This is a genomic window from Bradyrhizobium sp. USDA 4369 (assembly GCF_054056435.1).
Map to the genome: position 1 here is coordinate 4894628 of NZ_JBSRYH010000001.1, position 18365 is coordinate 4912992.

Genomic DNA, 18365 nt, shown 5'->3' on the forward strand with positions numbered 1-18365 from the left:
CTCCCTCCGTCATTGCGAGGAGCATCGCGACGAAGCAATCCAGGGCTTCACACGCGACTCTGGATTGCTTCGCTGCGCTCGCAATGACGAGGAAACAGTTGGAATGAAATCATGGAAGCCTTGGGTCTCCTGCTGCACGGGTTTGCGGTCCTTCTGACGTGGAAGACGCTGGCGCTGATGATGGTCGGGCTCGTGCTCGGCGTGTTCGTCGGCGTGCTGCCGGGGCTCGGTGGCCCCAACGGCGTCGCGATCCTGCTGCCGCTGACCTTCTCGATGGATCCGACCTCGGCCATCGTGATGCTGTCCTGCATCTATTGGGGCGCGCTGTTCGGCGGCGCCATCACCTCGATCCTGTTCAACATTCCCGGCGAGGCCTGGTCGGTGGCGACCACCTTCGACGGCTATCCGATGGCGCAGCAGGGCAAGGCGGCCGAGGCGCTGACGGCGGCTTTCACCTCGTCCTTCATCGGCTCGCTGGTCGCCGTGCTGCTGATCACCTTCCTGGCGCCGTGGATCTCGTCCTTCGCGCTGAAGTTCGGTCCGCCCGAGTTCTTCGCCGTCTATCTGCTCACCTTCTGCTCGTTCGTCGGGCTGGGACGTGAGGACAAGCACAAGACCGTCATCGCGATGGCGCTCGGGCTGCTGCTTGCCGGTGTCGGCATGGACACGGTATCGGGCCAGCTGCGCATGACCTTCGGCTCGACGGATCTGCTCCGCGGTATCAACTTCTTGGTTGCCGTGATCGGCCTGTTCGGCATCAGCGAGATCCTGCTGACGATGGAGGAGCGCTTGGCGCTGCGGGGGCACGCCGCCGCGATCTCGCTGCGCACGGTGCTTGCCGTGTGGAAGGACCTGCCGAAATACTGGATGACCCTGCTGCGCTCCTCGGTGATCGGCTGCTGGCTCGGCATCACGCCGGGCGGCGCGATCGCGGCGTCCTTCATGGGCTACAACCTCGCCAAGCGCTTCTCGAAGGACCCGGACAGTTTCGGCAAGGGCCGCATCGAGGGCGTGTTCGCGCCTGAGACCGCCGCGCATGCCTCGGGCACCGCGGCGCTGCTGCCGATGCTGGCGCTCGGCATTCCCGGCTCCGGCACCGCGGCGATCCTGCTCGGCGGCCTGATGGTGTGGGGTCTCAATCCCGGACCGCTGCTGTTCGTCGAGCACAAGGACTTCGTCTGGGGCCTGATCGCCTCGATGTATCTCGGCAACGTCGTCGGCCTCGTGCTGGTGCTCTCCACCGTGCCGATCTTCGCCTCGATCCTGCGGGTGCCGTTTGCGGCCGTCGCGCCGATGATCGTGGTGTCCTGCGCCATCGGCGCCTATGCGATCCAGAACGCGATGTTTGACGTCTGGCTGATGCTCGGCTTCGGCGTCGTCGGCTACGTCTTCAAGAAGATCAAGATTCCGCTGGCGCCGTTCACCTTGGCGCTGGTCCTCGGCAGCCGTGCCGAGGACGCGTTCCGGCAGTCGATGATCATCTCCGGCGGCAACATGAAGGTGTTCTGGGCGAACGGTCTCGTCGGCACGATCACGACGCTCGCGATCCTGCTGTTGTTCTGGCCGCTGATCGATCGGCTGGTCGCGAGCGTCAGCAAGTCGAGCGCGCCGGCGGCGAAGGCCGAGGCGTAGGCGGCGGACCGCAAGCCGCGACGTTCAGGGCCTCATGGTTCGAGACGCGCCGCGCGCAACAGTTGGTGGAGTCCACTACCTGTTGAGGCGCGGCGCTCCTGACCATGAAGGGGAGATCGTGCTGCGCATTCAGGCCTCGTCCGGAGGAGCCCGCCGCAGGCGGGCGTCTCGAAGGACGGCCGCAGGCGGGATGAGCCGCGCGGACCACGCGTTCTGTGCTGAGGCGGAGCGCCGCCGCTGGAATGGCAGGCCGCCACAACAAACAGGCTAGAACTCGCGTGAGATTGCGACCATTGGCTCGATTGGGCCTTGGCGTGGATCGAACTGGACCGTGGCACCGTTGCCACATCAGGGAGGAGGCTGGCTTCGCGGCGACGGACCGTTGTTCGAATCCTTTCCGCGCTTCTCCAGAGGTTGTGTCTTTGCGATGACAGCTTTTTAGGCAGGGCGGTGGTAGGCTTCATTCATGGGCAGACGTTGTGCTGCTCACGCGCGGTGCCTGATCTCTGGTCATCGCGTCCTGATGTTTCCTCCCGAGACGATCCCTTGCCCGGCGCTTGCGTCGGGCTTTTTTTGCGTTCGGCGTTTTCTGACAAGGATGCCTGTTCGCGCTCTCCCTCATCCTGGGGTCCCGAATGAAAAAAGCCTCCGTCCGGATTGTCCGAACGAGGGCCTCGGGAAGCGTTGATATCAGACGAGAGCGTTGAACTCAGGCAGCGCTCAGCCTCAGTTCACCTTCTCCGCGACGGGCATGTGGTACCAGTCGGACTCGTTGTCGAGCATCGTCTCGTCGAAAGGAAGCCCAGCACCGTGGTTCAGAGCGGCCGCGTTGACGTCGCGTACGATGTCCATCGCCGTCAGGAATTCGTTCAACTCGGTCGCGCTCATGATCCGCTACTCCTCACGCGCGCGGGCCCCGTGAGGTCCGCGATCAACTGATGCGAAGAGATTAACGCGGTCTTGCCTTGGCCTCAATCCGGCCAAGTTGGAAGTTCCAACGTGGTGACATCTTGGCCACAGCGGCGGGATGCCGCAGCTTGGTCATATTGCACCTGCTCACACGACGCGATTCAGGCGGAGATCGGCGATTTCGCCGTCGGTGAAGCCGAATTCGGAGAGAATCTCCTCGGTCTGCTCGCCGAACTCCGGCGGCCGCGCCGCCATGCGGCTTGGCGTGCGCGACAATGTGAAGGGCTGGGCCACCAGCGTGATGTCGCGGCCGTCGTCGCTCGGCACCTGCTGCGCCATGCCGAGATGCTTGACCTGCGGGTCCTCGAACATCTGATCGATCGCGTAGATCGGGCCGCAGGGGACTCCGGCAGCGTTGAGCTCGGCGACCCATTGTTCGCTGGTCTTCGCCGCCGTGCGCTGGTTGATCTCGGCGTTCAACCCATCGCGGTTCTTCGAGCGTGCTGGTGCGGTGGCGTAGTCGGGATGATCGATCCATTCCGGGGCGCCCAGCGTCTGGCATAGCCGCTCCCAGATCCGGCCGCCGGTCGCGGCGATGTTGATGTAGCCGTCGGCGGTCTTGAACACGCCGGTCGGGATGCTGGTCGGATGATTGTTTCCCGCCTGCGGCGCGACGTCTTTCTCCATCAGCCAGCGCGCGGCCTGGAAGTCGAGCATGAAGATCTGCGCCTGCAGCAGCGAGGTCTGCACCCACTGGCCCTCGCCGGAGACCTCGCGCTCAAGCAGCGCGGTGAGGATGCCCATGGCGCAGGACAGGCCCGCGGAGAGATCGGCGATCGGGATGCCGGCACGCATCGGGCCTTCTCCGGGCGCCCCGGTGATCGACATCAGCCCGCCCATGCCCTGCGCGATCTGATCGAAGCCCGGCCGCTTGGCATAGGGGCCGTCCTGGCCGAAGCCGGAGATGCTGCCATAGACGATGCGCGGATTGACCTTGCGGACGGCCTCGTAATCGATGCCGAGCTTGGTCTTCACATCGGGCCGATAGTTCTCGATCACGACGTCGGCCTGCTTGGCCAGCCGCATGAACACGTCGACGCCCTTGGGATCCTTCAGATTGAGCGTCATCGCGCGCTTGTTGCGATGCAGGTTCTGGAAGTCGGCACCCCGGCGCGGGCCACCCAGCGCCTCGCCGCCATCCTCCATCATGGCATCGATCTTGATGACGTTGGCGCCCCAATCGGCAAACTGCCGCGCGCAGGTCGGGCCGGCGCGCACGCGCGTCAAATCGAGCACAGTGAAGCGGGACAGGGCTTTGGACGCGCGCGGGAAGGCCATGCGGATGAACTCCGAAAAACTGACATGGCTGTATAGGAGAGGCCGCGGGAGGCGACAATTGCGCAACGGCCGTGCGCGCCGCGCCGCTCATGCCGCCGCTGCAGGGCTGCGCCCTCGCGCAGGAACCTGGCTCAGCGCTCGTCTGCGATCACCTTGCCGTCGTTGGGCAGCGTTCCCGGCGCGACCAGTTCGACCTGGCCGCCGAGCTTGGCGACGCTGCGCAGGCTCGCGGCGAGCGCGTCCTGCAGGCCGTCTGACGGTGCGGCGCATTCGGCCTTCAACGTCATCGCGTCGGTTTCCCCGGCGCGGGTGACGACAAGCCGGAGGCGGCCGAGCTCCGGATGGCGCCTGCCGATCTCGGCGACCTGCTCAGGGCGAACGAACATGCCCTTGATCTTGGTGGTCTGGTCGGCGCGGCCCATCCAGCCCTTGATGCGCATGTTGGTGCGGCCGCAGCGGCTGACGCCGGGCAGGGCGGCGGTGAGATCGCCGAGTGCGAGGCGAATCCAGGGATGGGCAGGATCGAGCGAGGTGACGACGATCTCGCCGACGTCGCCCTCGGCCACGGGATCACCGGTGCCGGGGCGGACGATCTCGAAAATGAGATCCTCATTGACCACCATGCCCTCGCGCGCCAAGGTCTCATAGGCGATGATGCCGAGATCGGCGGTGCCAAAGGCCTGGTAGGCATCAATGCCGCGCGCCTTGATCTCGGCCTGCAAGGACGGCGGAAAGGCCGCGCCCGACACCAGTGCGCGCTTGATCGAGGAGACGTCGCGGTCGGCGCTCGCCGCGCCATCGAGCAGGATCTTCAGGAAATCGGGCGTACCGCTGTAGCCGACCGGCCGATAGGCCTCGATCAGCTCGAACTGCGCCTCGGTGTTCCCCGGTCCGGCCGGGATCACCGCGCAGCCGAGTGCGCGCGCCGAGGCGTCGAAGATGAAGCCGCCGGGCGTCAAATGATAGCTGAAGGTGTTGAGCACGACGTCACTGCGGCGGAAGCCGGCCGCGAACAGCGCGCGCGCGCCGCGCCAGGGATCGCTATGCGCCGCCTCCGGCTCGAAGATCGGGCCAGGCGACGTGAACAGACGGGAGAACGCGCCGGGGGACTGCGCGACAAAGCCGCCGAATGGCGGCGCCGCCTTGTGCAGGGCCGGGAGCTCGGACTTGCGCAGCACGGGGAGTTGGGCGAGCGCGGCGCGGGTGGTGACGTCGACGGGATCGATGCCCTGAAGCAGCGCGGCATAGGCCGGCGCCTTCATCGCCGCGCGGAGAACGTCCGGCAGGCGGCCGAACAGATCCTGCTCGCGGACGGCGGGATCACGGGTTTCGAGGGCGTCGTAATGGGTATTCATGCCCAGTCCTTCGGTCTTGTGCCGTCATGTCCGGGCAAAAGCGCGAAGCGCGTCTTCGCATTGTCGTCCCGGGCATCCACGTGGTTCGTCTTTGCGGCTCGCGCGTGGATGGTCGGGGCAAGCCCGGCCATGACGAGGGGAGAGATTTCGGCTACAGCCACCGCTTCCGCCGCTTGAAGCTCTTCAGGTTCTTGAAGCTCTTGCGCTGGTCGCCGGCGCCGCCGAGGTAGAATTCCTTGACGTCCTCGTTGTCGCGTAAGCTGTCTGCGGTGCCGTCGAGCACGACTTTGCCCTGTTCCATGATGTAGCCGTGGCTGGCGACCGACAGCGCCGCGCGCGCGTTCTGCTCGACCAGGAGGATGGTGACGCCGAGATCGCGGTTGATCTCCTTGATGATCGCGAACACCTCCTTTACGAGCAACGGCGACAGGCCCATCGACGGCTCGTCCATCAGGATCATCTTCGGCCGGGCCATCAGCGCGCGCCCGATCGCCAGCATCTGCTGCTCGCCGCCGGAGAGATAGCCGGCCAGGCCGGTCCGCTCCTTCAGCCGCGGGAAATAGTTGAACACCATCTCGATGTCGCTGTTGACCTCGCGGTCGCTGCGGGTGAATGCGCCGAGCTTGAGGTTTTCGAGCGAGGTCATGTCGGCCACGATGCGCCGGCCCTCCATGACCTGGAAGATGCCGCGGCGGACGATCTTCTCCGGATCGATGCCGTCGATGCGCGCGCCGTCGAACATGATCTCGCCGCGCGTGACCTCGCCATCCTCGGTCTTCAGCAGGCCGGAGATCGCCTTCAACGTCGTCGATTTGCCGGCACCATTGGCGCCAAGCAGCGCGACGATGGCGCCCTTCGGGACATCGAGGCTGAGCCCGCGCAGCACCAGGATGACGTCGTCATAGACGACCTCGATGTTGCGAACGGAGAGCAGGGGGGCGGCGCTCGCGGTCGCATTGGCATTCGGCTTGTCGAGGGTCTCAACCATGTCCGTTCACCTCACTGTCGTCCCCCGCGAAGGCGGGGGACCCAGTATTGCAGAGACGCCGATGCTCGATCGAGAAGCCGCAGCGTACTGGATCCCCGCTTTCGCGGGGATGACGATCGTGTGTGGAGATGCTGACGCGCGTACTCTTCAGCATCTCATTAGCTTACCAACCCGCCCATTCGGCCTTGCGCGGCAGCTCGACGGTCTTCACCTTTTCGAGCTTGATCACGCCTTTCGCCATCAAGTCGTTGAGGTCACCATCGGTCGGACCCGTCACGCGCGCGCGATAAAGGTCGACCTTCATCGTGCCGCGGTGATCCTTCTCGGTCCAGGTCGAAGGGCTGCAGACGCCATCCATCCCGGCCGGCACCCAATCCTTCTTCTGGTGGAAGCCCTTGGCGACGTTCTCGCCGGTCGGGCCGCCATTCTTCACCGCCCATTCGATTGCTTCCTTCATGTAGAGCGAGGAGCAGACCGCGGCGACGTAGTGCACCGGCCGATAGACCTTGCCGGTGGGGTCGGACATCTTGGCGATCTCCTGCACCGTCTTCATGCCCGGTGCATCGCCGCCCCAGCCGACCGAGGTGCGCAGCGGGAAGATCACGCCATCGGCGGCATCGCCCGCGGTCTTGGCGGCGTTCTCATCCATGCCCCAGACATTGGACAGGAACTGCACATCGACGCCGGCGTTCTTGCAGGCCTTCATCACCGAAATGTTGGAGGCCGCAGTGTTGCCGAGATAGGCGTAGTTGGCGCCGGAGCTCTTCAGGCTCAGGCATTGCGCACTGTAGTCGCCGGGGGCCAGCGCGAACACCAGCGGCGGCAGCACCTCGAAGCCGAGCTCGGTGGCGAGCGCTTCGCCCGCGGCCTTCGGTGCGTTGGGGTAGGGATGGTTGGCGCCCATGTGCACGAACTTGGGCTTGCCGGGCTTGCCCTTGGCCTTCCAGTCCTCGGCTGCCCAGGTCAGCTCGGCGCGCAGCGCGTCCGAGTAGCTCGGGCCGTAGAAGAAATTATACGGCGCAGGCTTGGCCTTGCCGCTGGTGCCTTCGGGATCGGTCAGCGCCGCGGCGTAGGAGCCGGACAAATCCGGGATCTTGTCATTGGCGAGGAATCCGGTCAGCGCCTCGGTATCGGCGGTGCCCCAGCCCATGATTGCAGCGACCTTGTTGTCCGGCGCCGACCACTTCTTGTACAGCGCGATCGCGCGCGGCACCTGGTAGCCATAGTCGTTGCTGTCGACGGCGAGCTGCTTGCCGCCGATGCCGCCGTTCTTGTTGACCCAGGCGAAGGTGTCGACGACGCCCTGGCCATAGGGCGTGCCGACGTCGGACGTGCCGCCCGACAGATCCTGCAGATGGCCGATCGCGATCTGCTGCGCGTTCGCCGATGCGGCGAAGGTGCCTGCGAGCAGCGCGAGCGCCGCCGAGCCGAGCCATGATTTGATCGTCATAGTGCTTCCTCCTGTGGTGCATCCGGGCCGGATTGTCGCCGGTCCCTGTTGGTTGGAATCAATGTGAGAACGGGTAGAGCTTCCAGTATGTCTTGATCTGCCGCCAGCGATGCGCGAGCCCGTCAGGCTCGAACATCAGGAAGGCGATGATGATCAGGCCGATCGCGATCTCGCGCAGGAATGTGATGTTGTTGTTCAGCGCGAGCGTCTTGTCGATCGCGCCGCCCTTCAGATGATGGCTCAGCCACTCCATCGATTCTGGCAGCAGAACGACGAAGGCGGTCCCCATCAAGGTGCCCATGATCGAGCCGGTGCCGCCGATGATGATCATCGCCAGGAACAGGATCGATCGCTCGATGCCGAAGCCCTCCTGCGAGATCACCAGCTGATAATGCGCGTAGAGCGCGCCGGCGATGCCGGCGAAGAACGCGGCCAGGCCGAACGACAGCGTGCGGTACTTGGTCAGGTTGATGCCCATGATCTCGGCCGAGAGATAATGGTCGCGGATCGCGATGAGCGCGCGGCCGTCGCGGGTACGCATCAAATTGGTGACGAGCAAATAGCAGACCACCACATAGGCCAGCACGACGTAGAAATATTGCCGGTCGCCGCGCAGCGTATAGCCGAAGATCGAGAACGGATTGGCCGAGGCCGGCACCGAGCCGCCGGAGAACCATTCGGCGCGGGAGAAGAAGTCGAGCAGGATGTATTGCGCGGCGAGCGTGGCGATGACGAGATAGAGGCCCTTCAGCCGCGCCGCGGGAAGGCCGAACACGAGCCCGACCAGCGCCGTGATCACCCCGGCCAGCGGGATCGCGAAGAACACCGGAATGGCATAGGTGTTGTTGATATAGGCCGATGTGAAGGCGCCGAGCAGGAAGAAGCCGGCCTGGCCGATCGAGATCTGACCGGTGAAGCCGACCAGAATGTTCAGCCCAAGCGCCGCGATTGCGAAGATGCCGATCTGGATCGAAACCGACAGCCAGTATTCGGAGAACACAAGCGGCGCGAAGCACAGCAGGATCACGCCGGCGATCGCGAAATTGCGGCTGGTCTTGGTCGGGAAGATCGTGGTGTCGGCCGCATAGGAGGTGCGGAAGTCACCGGCGGGGATCGTGGAGCGTGCAACCATGGTGGGCCTATCTCGCCTGGAGCTTGGGTTGCGTCATTGGCTCGCCCTTCGCTTTGGTTTGAGCATGATCGTTACCGAAAACCGGTCTCCACTTTTCGGCGATCATGCTCATATCCGCTCGATGTCTTTGGTGCCGAACAGGCCGTAGGGCTTGATCATCAGGATGAGGATCAGCACGTAGAACGGCGCGATCTCGTAGAGATTACCCCAGTGCAGATATTGGCTGTCGACATATTGCGCGATGTTTTCGAGCAGGCCGATGATGATGCCGCCCAGAACGGCGCCGCCGACCGAGTCGAGGCCGCCGAGGATCGCCGCGGGAAACACCTTGATGCCATAGGCGGACAGTCCCGACGACACGCCGTTGACGACGGCGACGACGACGCCGGCCACGGCGGAGACGGTTGCCGAGATCGCCCAGGCCATCGCGAACACGTTTTTGACGGAGATGCCGAGCGATTGCGCGACCTGCTGGTTGAAGGCGGTGGCGCGCATCGCGAGGCCGTATTTCGATGCCTTGAAGAACCAGGCCATTCCGAGCATCATCGCGACCGAGACCACAAGGCTCATGACATAGACGGTCTGGATCTGTAGCCCGAACAGATCGACTGCCTTGCTCGCGAACACCGGCGGGAACGGCTGCGGATTGACGCCGAACATCCATTTCAGCGCCGCCTGGAACACCGTCGACAGGCCGATCGTCACCATGATGACGGAAATGATGGGCTCGCCGATCATGGGACGGAGGATCACGACCTGCACGGCGATGCCGAACGCGAACATGAAGACGAGCGTCAGCGGCATGCCGACCCAGAACGGGACTTGATATTTCGTCAGCAGCAGCCAGCACACCCAGGCGCCGATCAAGAGCAGCTCGCCTTGGGCAAAATTGACGACCTGCGTCGCCTTGTAGATCAGTACGAACGACATCGCGACCACGCCATAGAGCGTGCCGACCACGAGGCCGTTGACGAGGAGCTGGATAAGGAAGGAGGTGTTCATGGGCGTGCAGGCACAATGTAGCCCTGTCCTTTTGTGGGAGAGGGTGGCTGCGCACTGCGCAGCCGGGTGAGGGGGTCTCTCCGCGGGCGAGCAAGGGGAGACGGATCCCTCACCGCACCGCGCTTTCGTCGACCAGCGGAGCTGCCCTCTCCCACAAGAGGAGAGGGCGCATCAATGTGCAGTCGCGTTTGCTGCTGCTCGAGACCTCGCTCGTCGTCGCCGGGCTTGACCCGGCGATCCAGCGTTTTCGGAACGGGATGGATGCGCGGGTCAAGCCCGCGCATGACGGTCTCATGTGACGAAAAGCGCATCACTCCGCCGCCTCCGCCATGGGTCCGTGGCCGCCGAGATCCACCACCCTCAACGTCGTGCGGATGCGCTGGGTGGTGCCGTCCTGGAAGCGGATGACGGTGTCGACGGGGATAGCCGGCTTGCCGCCATAGATGCCGTCGATAATGTCGGCGTATTTCTCGTTGATGACGCTGCGGCGGACTTTGCGGGTGCGGGTCAGTTCGCCGTCGTCGGCGTCGAGCTCCTTGTAGAGCAGCAGGAAGCGGGCGATGCGCTGCGCAGCCGGCAGATGCGCGTTGACGGTCTCGACCTCCTTCTGCAGCAGCGCATAGACCTCGTTGCGCGAGGCGAGATCGGAATAGGTGGTGAACGCGATGCGGTTCTTCTCCGCCCATTTCGAGATGATGGAGTAGCGGATGCAGATCATTGCCGCGAGATGCTCGCGGCCGGCGCCGAGCACGACCGCTTCGGCGATGTAGGGCGAGAACTTCAGCTTGTTCTCGATATATTGCGGCGAGAAGCGCTCGCCACGCGCGGTCTCGGCAAGATCCTTGATGCGGTCGATGACCACCAGCTGCTTGTGGTCGTTGAAATAGCCGGCATCGCCGGAATGCATCCAGCCATTCTTGACGTCGGCGGCCGAGGCTTCAGGGGCTTTGTAGTAGCCCAAGAACATGTTGGGATGGCGCACCAGGATCTCGCCGATGCCCTGGCTGTCGGGCTGGTCGATCCTGATCTCGATGTCCTCCGACATCGGTACGCCGGTCGTGTCGGGATCGACCTTGTCGGCGGGATGCAGCGTGTAGGCCCCCAGCAGTTCGGTCTGGCCGTAGAGCGTGCGCAGCGGCACGCCCATGGCGCGGAAGAACTTGAACGTGTCAGGCCCGAGCGCGGCGCCGCCGGTGGCGGCCGAGCGCAGCCGGGTGAAGCCGAGACGGTCGCGCAGCGCGCGGAACAGCAGCATGTTGGCCAAGGCTGAATGCTGCCCCTTCTCCAGCGCCGCGAGACCGGTCGACATGCCCAGATGATATAGCCGCTGCTTCAGCGGCGAGGCGTCCATGACGGCGGCGCGGACGTCGGCCGCGATCTGCTCCCAGACCCTTGGCGCGAACAGCACGAAGGTCGGCGCAATCTCGCGGAAGTCGTTCATCATCGTATCGGGCTCTTCGACGAAGTTGACCTTCATCCGGCAGAGCAGACCTTTGCCGAGCACATAGACCTGTTCCATGATCCAGGGCAGCGGCAGCACCGAGACATATTCGTCCTCGGGACCCTTGGGGTCGAAGGCGAGATAGGTCGCGCAATGCTTGAGCACGCGCGCGGCCGAGAGCATCGCGAGCTTCGGATGCGAGGTCGTGCCCGACGTGGTGCAGAGGATCGCGACGTCGTCGCCCTGGGTGGCGTCGACCATGCGGTCATAAAGATCCGGCTCGCGGGCGGCCAGGTTGCGGCCGAGCTCGGCGAGCTTGTCGGCCGGCATCAGCCTGGGATCGTCATATTTGCGCATGCCACGCGGATCGGAATACACGATGTGCTTCAGCGCCGGCACGCGATCGGCGAGGTTCAAGAGCTTGTCGACCTGCTCCTCGTCCTCGGCGAACACCAGCCGCGCCTCGCCATAGTTCAGGAGATAGGCGGCCTCGTCGTCGAGCACGTCGCGATAGAGGCCGAGGCTGAACGCCCTGATCGCATGGGTGGCGATTTCGGCTGCAACCCAGTCCGGCCGGTTGTCGCCGATGATGCCAATGACGTCGTCCTTGCCGAGCCCGAGCGCGACCATGCCGAGCGCGAAATCGCGGACGCGAGCCTGGTAATCCGCCCAGGTGAAGGTGCGCCAGAGACCGAGATCCTTCTCGCGCAGCGCGATCTCCGGGCCGTGCTCCCTGGCATTCAGCCGCAGCAGCTTCGGATAGGTGTCGGCCTGTCTGACGCGACCTGCATAGTCCATCATGCCGCGTCCTCCGCAATGGAGGGCGCCTCGTCGGGATCGACCAGCAGCTCGTCCTCCTCGCCGAGATAGGCGCGCTTGACGTGGGGATCGGCGAGCACGGCGGCCGGGTCGCCCTCGGCGATCTTGCGGCCGAAATCGAGCACCATGACGCGGTGGGAGATGTCCATGACGACGCCCATGTCGTGCTCGATCATCACGACGGTCATGCCGTATTCCTCATTGAGGTCGACGATGTAGCGCGCCATATCCTCCTTCTCCTCGAAGTTCATGCCGGCCATCGGCTCGTCGAGGAGGATGAGATGCGGCTCGAGCGCCATGGCGCGGGCGAGCTCGACGCGCTTGCGCAGGCCGTAGGAGAGGGTGCCCGCCGGCGCCTTGCGCACCGACTGAAGGTCGAGGAAGTCGATGATCTCTTCGACCTTCTCGCGGTGCTTCAGCTCCTCGCGCCGCGCGCCAGTGAGCCAATAGAGCGAGCCGGTGAGGAAGTTGTTCTTCAATAAATGATGCCGCCCGACCATGATGTTGTCGAGCACGCTCATATGGTGGAACAAAGCGAGGTTCTGGAAGGTGCGGCCGATGCCGATCTTGGCGCGCGCATTCGGCGGCAGGCCGGTGATGTCGTGGCCGCGATGGAACAGGCGGCCTTCGGTCGGCTTGTAGCGCCCGGAGATGCAGTTGACGATCGAGGTCTTGCCGGCGCCGTTCGGGCCGATGATCGAGAACAGCTCGCCCTCACGCACGCCGAAGCTGACGTCGGTCAGGGCTTTCACCCCACCGAAACGCAGCGACACCCCGCGCGCTTCCAACGTATAGTCCAAGTCGTCCTCCCGAAGTCCTTGCCGGCGCTTGTCGCGCTCTTCAGGCCTGGTGTCGCGACGTAGTCTCGCCGCTGTCGTCGAACTCTATCCCGCCCGCCTATTCCGCGCCATCCGACGAATGAGGGGCGGGCCCGGCGGGTGCATTTTGCCGCATGCCGGGCCTTTCGCGTCATCCATGCTGGGGATGAACCGGAGAGGCCCGAGTCGAATGCGGTGGTCCTGGATAAGGGAAAGCGCTATTAGGAACTGTCTTGCGCCTGACAATTCCCGGGCAAAATTCAAGACGTGATTGTTGCGATGCAATACGGTCGCGGCGAGATTCGAAGTAACGAGACGATGGCTTGATCTCCTCCGCTACCCTGCTGCGCATCGCGCCCTGGTCGCGCCATCTCAGGCCCGAGGAGATCGACGTTGCCTCGGCCGGCATCGTCGAGCGCTCCTTTGCCGCCAACGAGCACATCTTTTTGCGGGGCGACCAGTTCGATTATTGGGCCGGCATCGTCTCGGGCCTGGCCCGCATGATGAGCACGGTATCGCGGGGTGGCAAGGCGACGACGTTTGCGGGCATGTCGGCCGGCGCCTGGTTCGGCGAGGGCAGCGTGCTCAAGAACGAGCCGCGCCGCTACGACGTGGTCGCGCTGCGCGATACCCGTGCGGCGCTGATGGAGCGGCAGACCTTCATGTGGCTGTTCGAGAACAGCGTCGGCTTCAACCGCTTTCTTGTCACCCAGCTCAACGAGCGGCTCGGCCAGTTCATTGGCCTCGTCGAGGTCGGCCGCACGCTGGATGCGACGGCGCGGCTGGCCCGCAGCATTGCCGCGCTCTTCAACCCGATCCTCTACCCCAACACGACCCGTCACCTTGAAATCACCCAGGAGGAGATCGGGGCACTCTCGGGCCTGTCGCGGCAGAACGCCAATCAATGCCTCAAGACCTTGGAGCGCGACGGCCTGCTGCGGGTGGAATATGGCGGGGTGACCGTGCTCGATCTCGACCGTCTGCGCTGCTACGGGGATTAGACCGACCTTTGCATCCTATTTCTACGCCATTGATCTGACGTATGTTTTCCATTGAGCTTGACCGGCGGCGGCAGCTATGGACTGCTCGTCGGGAACTTGGCCCGCAGGGCGGCGACGATGTTGGAGTGGTTATGGCGGGCAAGGATTGCAGCGGCCGGGTGGCGCTGATCACCGGCGTGACCGGGCAGGACGGCGCTTACCTCGCCGAGTACCTGCTCGGGCTCGGCTATACCGTGCATGGCATCAAGCGGCGATCGTCGTCGTTCAACACCGGACGGGTCGATCATCTCTACCAGGACCCGCATGAAGGCAATGTGCCGTTTCTGCTGCATCATGGCGACATGACCGACTCGACCAATTTGATCCGGCTGGTGCAGCAGATCCGCCCCGACGAGATCTACAATCTCGCCGCACAGAGCCATGTCGGCGTCAGCTTCGAGAGCCCGGAATACACCGCCAACGCCGACGCGCTCGGTGTTCTTCGCCTGTTGGAAGCCATTCGCATTCTCGGCATGGAGAAACAGACCCGGTTCTATCAGGCGTCGACGTCCGAGCTCTATGGGCTGGTCCAAGAGATTCCGCAGCGGGAGACGACGCCATTCTATCCGCGCTCGCCCTATGGCTGTGCCAAGCTCTACGGCTACTGGATCACCGTGAATTACCGCGAGGCTTACGGGATGTTCGCCTGCAACGGCATCTTGTTCAATCATGAGAGCCCGATCCGCGGCGAGACCTTCGTGACGCGCAAGATCACCCGCGGCGTCGCCCGCATCGAGGCCGGTCTGGAGGAGGCCATCTATCTCGGCAATCTCGAGGCCAAGCGTGACTGGGGCCATGCCCGCGACTATGTCGAGGGCATGCACCGGATCCTGCAGGCGGATGTGCCGGATGATTTTGTGCTGGCGACCGGCGAGGCGCATTCGGTGCGCGAGTTGGTCGAGCTTGCCTTCGCCGAGGTCGATCGCCGGATCGAATGGCGCGGTGAGGGTGTCGAGGAGACGGGCATCGACTGCCGGTCCGGCAAGGCGGTGGTGCGTATCGATCCGAATTATTTCCGGCCGACCGAGGTCGATCTCCTGATCGGCGATTGCAGTAAGGCGCGTGACAAGCTCGGCTGGACGCCGAAGACCAGCTTCGCGCAACTGGTCAAGGAAATGGTTGCGAGCGACCTCGTCGCGGCGCGGCGGGAGGCGGCTCGTGGCAGCAACACGCTTTGAGCTCACGGGAAAACGCGTCTTCGTCGCCGGTCATCGCGGCATGGTCGGCAGCGCGCTGGTGCGGCGTCTGGCGCGCGAGAACGTCGCGCTCATGACGGTGCCGCGCAGCGAGGTCGATCTGCGTGACCAGGCCGCCGTGTTCGCATGGTTTGCCCACGCCAAGCCGCAAGTGGTGTTCCTGGCTGCGGCAAAGGTCGGCGGAATCGTCGCCAACAACACGCTGCGGGCCGAGTTCATCTATGACAATCTCGCGATTGCGACCAATGTCATTCACGCCGCGCATATGAATGGCGTCGAGAAGCTGATGTTTCTCGGGTCCTCCTGCATCTATCCGAAGCTCGCCGCGCAGCCCTTGCGCGAGGACGCGATGCTCACCGGAGCATTGGAGCCGACCAACGAGCCCTATGCGATCGCCAAGATCGCCGGCATCAAGATGGTCGAGGCCTATCGCAGCCAATATGGCGCCGACTTCATCAATGTGATGCCGACCAATCTGTATGGCCCGGGCGACAATTATCATCCCGAATACAGCCATGTCGTCGCGGCGCTGATCCGGCGCTTCCACGAGGCGAAGCGCGCTGATGCTGCCGAGGTCGTGGTGTGGGGCACCGGCACGCCGCGGCGCGAATTTCTCTATGTCGACGACATGGCCGATGCCTGCCTGCACCTCATGAAGACCTATTCGGCGCCCGAACTGGTCAATATCGGCACCGGCGAGGACATCACCATTGCCGATTTCGCCCGTGTGGTCGCGGCCGCGGTGGGCTACCGGGGCCGCATCAGCTTCGATCCGTCACGGCCGGATGGCACGCCGCGCAAGCTGCTCGACGTCTCGCGCCTCGCCGCGCTCGGCTGGCGCGCGACGACGCCCCTGGAGGAGGGGATCAGGCTCGCCTACCAGGCGTTCCTGCGTGAGACGGGGCAGGCTGCCGCCTAACACGCCGGTCTCGTCCCGGCCTTGCGCCGGGACGACGCCGTTAGTTCGGCGCGGTCCGCTGCGCCTTCACGCCCAGCGCCGTCGCCATCGCCGAGATCAGCGGCTTCATGAAATAGGCCTCTCCCGCCGGCACGATCGATGGCGCAAGGCCGTGCGCGGCGAGCTCCTCCGTCACCACGGGCCCTACGGAAGCAATCTGTGTGCGGGCCAGACCCTGTCGCAGCCGGTCCTCGACGCCATGCGCCTTGGCGACGTCGAACAGCCGACGCGGCTGGCCGGAGCTGGTCAGCGCGATCGCATCGACCTTGCCGGCGGTCATCTCGTCGATCGCGGTCAGGATGTTCGCGTCCGCCGCCTTGGCGTCATAGACGTAGGGCAGCACCGGATCGACGTCGGCCCCCGCCGCCCGGATGGCGCCGATCAGCGCCGAATGATCCTTGTCGGGATAGAGCTGCAAGCCGAGGCGATGGCCTTTCAGATCGTATCGCGCCAGCAGTTCGACGACGCCTTCCGACGTCGGTTTCTCGGTCGTGACCTGGGACTCGAGCCCGAGCTCGCGCAAGGCGCGCCCCGGCTTCGGCCCGCGGGTGAATTTGCGGGCCTTGCCCAGCGCCGCGACGAATTCGGGCTCGACCCCGATTCGGCGCACCACCGTCATCAGCCGCCGCAACCCCTCGCCGGTCATCAACACCAGGTCGTCAAAAGGCCGTTCGATGCAGCGATGGATCCAGGCCTCGACCGGAGCCGGGTCCGGCGCGTCCTGGATCGTGAACATCGGACATTGCAGCACGTCGGCGCCTTGCTCGGCGAGCAGCCGGGAGAACTGCGCCTCCTCGCGGGTTTCCAGGATCAGGATGCGGTTGCCGGTCAGCCTGTCTGCCATGGCCATGCTCAAAGCTTGAGGAGTGATCTTTTGTTCATCCTGCCCCCGCGCCGAGCGTTGGCGCAAGCGTGCAGAGGGTGATAGAGCAGGGCCCGAACGGGCGCCAAGCCCGGCGCTCATTCATGTTCAGCTCATCCGTCCGGTGACGTCATCGCCATGTCCGACCACCAATATGTCCTGACCCTGTCCTGCCCGGATCGTCCCGGGATCGTTTCGGCCGTTTCGACCTTCCTTGCCCACAACGGTCAGAACATTCTCGACGCCCAGCAGTTCGGCGACTTCGAGACGGATCACTTCTTCATGCGGGTGGTGTTCACGGCCGCCGATCTCGCCGTCAACTTGCCGGCGCTGCAGACCGGATTCGCGGCGATCGCCGAGCGCTTTTCGATGGACTGGCAGATGCGCGACCGCGCCGCGCAGCGCCGGGTGATGCTGCTGGTCTCGAAGTTCGACCATTGCCTGGTCGATATCCTGTATCGCTGGCGCACCGGTGACCTGTCGATGATCCCGACCGCGATCGTTTCCAACCATCCGCGCGAGACCTATGCCGGGCTCGATTTCGGCGACATTCCGTTTCACCACATGCCGGTCACCAAGGAGACCAAGCGCGACCAGGAGCAGGCGATCCTGAAGTTGGTCGAGGAGACCAAGACCGATCTCGTCGTGCTCGCGCGCTACATGCAGATTCTCTCCGATGAGATGTCAGCAAGCCTGTCGGGCCGCTGCATCAACATCCACCATTCGTTCCTGCCGGGCTTTAAGGGCGCCAAGCCCTACCACCAGGCCTATGAGCGCGGTGTCAAACTGATCGGCGCGACGGCCCATTACGTGACCCGCGATCTCGACGAAGGCCCGATCATCGACCAGGATGTCGAGCGCATCAGCCATCGCGATACGCCGGATGATCTCGTCCGCAAGGGGCGCGACATCGAGCGTCGGGTGCTGGCGCGGGCGATCCGCTACCACCTTGAGGACCGCGTCATTCTCAACGGCCGCAAGACCGTCGTGTTCATGGATTGACGCAGCCGTCAGCGGCCGGAGCCGGCCGCCTGGGCGTTGGTGTCGGACTGCGTCCCCTTGTCGCGCTCGGCGGCTGGCAGCTGCCGTTGCCGCTCGCGCTCCTGCATGAAGCGGTCGTATTCGGCGGTGCCGGGGCGGGGTGGGGCGCCAGCCGGCAGGCCGCCCGCCCATTGCGGCATCAGGTCGCCCATGCCCGCGCCGACCGTCGCATTGATTGACGAGCAGCCGGATAACGCCGGGACGAGGGTGGTCAGCACCATCATGGCCACAGGCAGTCTTGTTGCGGATCGACGGCTGGCCGGCATCGACAGATGACCTCTCATGCGCGGGCACCCCGCGGCCCGGACCCTAACGGCTTGCCATCAAATGGTAAAATTTGGCCGATCCATGGTTTGAGTATCATTGTACCTCTTGTGCCGCCGC

At 64.5% G+C, this 18365-nt stretch carries 16 protein-coding genes; 5 read left to right on the forward strand and 11 right to left on the reverse strand.

The window, feature by feature from the left end:
- The first annotated feature begins 111 nt into the window (after positions 1-111).
- On the forward strand, positions 112-1632 hold the full coding sequence (locus tag ACVIJ6_RS22200; protein ID WP_456774433.1) for a tripartite tricarboxylate transporter permease: 1521 nt from the start codon (positions 112-114) through the stop codon (positions 1630-1632).
- Between the two features lie 726 nt (positions 1633-2358).
- Here the strand turns inward: ACVIJ6_RS22200 and ACVIJ6_RS22205 are convergent.
- The 9 genes from ACVIJ6_RS22205 to ACVIJ6_RS22245 form a co-directional block, all read right to left on the reverse strand.
- Positions 2359-2520, reverse strand: a complete 162-nt coding sequence (locus ACVIJ6_RS22205; protein WP_456774434.1) for a hypothetical protein — start codon at positions 2518-2520, stop codon at positions 2359-2361.
- 168 nt (positions 2521-2688) lie between these two features.
- On the reverse strand, positions 2689-3879 hold the full coding sequence (locus ACVIJ6_RS22210) for a CaiB/BaiF CoA transferase family protein (RefSeq protein WP_456774435.1): 1191 nt from the start codon (positions 3877-3879) through the stop codon (positions 2689-2691).
- Positions 3880-4010: 131 nt separating this feature from the next.
- Positions 4011-5234, reverse strand: a complete 1224-nt coding sequence (locus tag ACVIJ6_RS22215) for a phenylacetate--CoA ligase family protein (protein WP_456774436.1) — start codon at positions 5232-5234, stop codon at positions 4011-4013.
- A 151-nt stretch (positions 5235-5385) separates the two neighbouring features.
- Positions 5386-6222 carry an ABC transporter ATP-binding protein gene (locus ACVIJ6_RS22220; protein ID WP_456774437.1) on the reverse strand — a complete coding sequence of 279 codons (837 nt, stop codon included), beginning with the start codon at positions 6220-6222 and terminating at the stop codon, positions 5386-5388.
- A gap of 163 nt (positions 6223-6385) precedes the next feature.
- Positions 6386-7672: an ABC transporter substrate-binding protein gene (locus ACVIJ6_RS22225; RefSeq protein ID WP_456774438.1), complete on the reverse strand. Its 1287-nt coding sequence runs from the start codon at positions 7670-7672 to the stop codon at positions 6386-6388.
- Positions 7673-7730: 58 nt separating this feature from the next.
- Positions 7731-8804 (reverse strand): branched-chain amino acid ABC transporter permease, encoded by a 1074-nt coding sequence (locus ACVIJ6_RS22230; RefSeq protein ID WP_456774439.1) that lies wholly within the window; start codon positions 8802-8804, stop codon positions 7731-7733.
- 108 nt (positions 8805-8912) lie between these two features.
- Complete coding sequence (locus tag ACVIJ6_RS22235) at positions 8913-9806, reverse strand: branched-chain amino acid ABC transporter permease (protein ID WP_456774440.1); 894 nt, start codon at positions 9804-9806, stop codon at positions 8913-8915.
- A 310-nt stretch (positions 9807-10116) separates the two neighbouring features.
- Positions 10117-12048 (reverse strand): AMP-binding protein, encoded by a 1932-nt coding sequence (locus tag ACVIJ6_RS22240; protein ID WP_456774441.1) that lies wholly within the window; start codon positions 12046-12048, stop codon positions 10117-10119.
- On the reverse strand, positions 12045-12866 hold the full coding sequence (locus tag ACVIJ6_RS22245) for an ABC transporter ATP-binding protein (RefSeq protein WP_012045626.1): 822 nt from the start codon (positions 12864-12866) through the stop codon (positions 12045-12047). Before ACVIJ6_RS22245 ends, ACVIJ6_RS22240 begins: the two co-directional genes overlap by 4 nt.
- Before the next feature lie 341 nt (positions 12867-13207).
- On the opposite strand from ACVIJ6_RS22245, the gene ACVIJ6_RS22250 reads away from it, so the two are divergent.
- The 3 genes from ACVIJ6_RS22250 to fcl all read left to right on the forward strand — a co-directional run bounded on the left by ACVIJ6_RS22250 (position 13208) and on the right by fcl (position 16039).
- Positions 13208-13885, forward strand: coding sequence for a Crp/Fnr family transcriptional regulator (locus ACVIJ6_RS22250; protein ID WP_456774442.1), 678 nt, complete (start codon positions 13208-13210; stop codon positions 13883-13885).
- Between the two features lie 131 nt (positions 13886-14016).
- Positions 14017-15102: a GDP-mannose 4,6-dehydratase gene (gmd, locus tag ACVIJ6_RS22255; RefSeq protein WP_456774443.1), complete on the forward strand. Its 1086-nt coding sequence runs from the start codon at positions 14017-14019 to the stop codon at positions 15100-15102.
- Entirely contained in the window at positions 15083-16039 is a 957-nt protein-coding gene (fcl, locus tag ACVIJ6_RS22260) for a GDP-L-fucose synthase (RefSeq protein WP_456774444.1), read from the forward strand. Before gmd ends, fcl begins: the two co-directional genes overlap by 20 nt.
- Positions 16040-16079: 40 nt before the next feature.
- On the opposite strand, the gene ACVIJ6_RS22265 is transcribed toward fcl, so the two are convergent.
- The gene (locus tag ACVIJ6_RS22265) at positions 16080-16922 is read right to left on the reverse strand and encodes a uroporphyrinogen-III synthase (RefSeq protein WP_456774445.1); all 843 of its coding nucleotides are present in this window, start codon (positions 16920-16922) and stop codon (positions 16080-16082) included.
- Between the two features lie 156 nt (positions 16923-17078).
- Between ACVIJ6_RS22265 and purU the strand changes: the two genes are divergently transcribed.
- The gene (gene purU, locus ACVIJ6_RS22270) at positions 17079-17942 is read left to right on the forward strand and encodes a formyltetrahydrofolate deformylase (protein ID WP_456774446.1); all 864 of its coding nucleotides are present in this window, start codon (positions 17079-17081) and stop codon (positions 17940-17942) included.
- Positions 17943-17950: 8 nt separating this feature from the next.
- Here the strand turns inward: purU and ACVIJ6_RS22275 are convergent, their stop codons facing one another.
- Positions 17951-18247, reverse strand: coding sequence for a hypothetical protein (locus tag ACVIJ6_RS22275; protein ID WP_456777055.1), 297 nt, complete (start codon positions 18245-18247; stop codon positions 17951-17953).
- Positions 18248-18365: the final 118 nt, after the last annotated feature.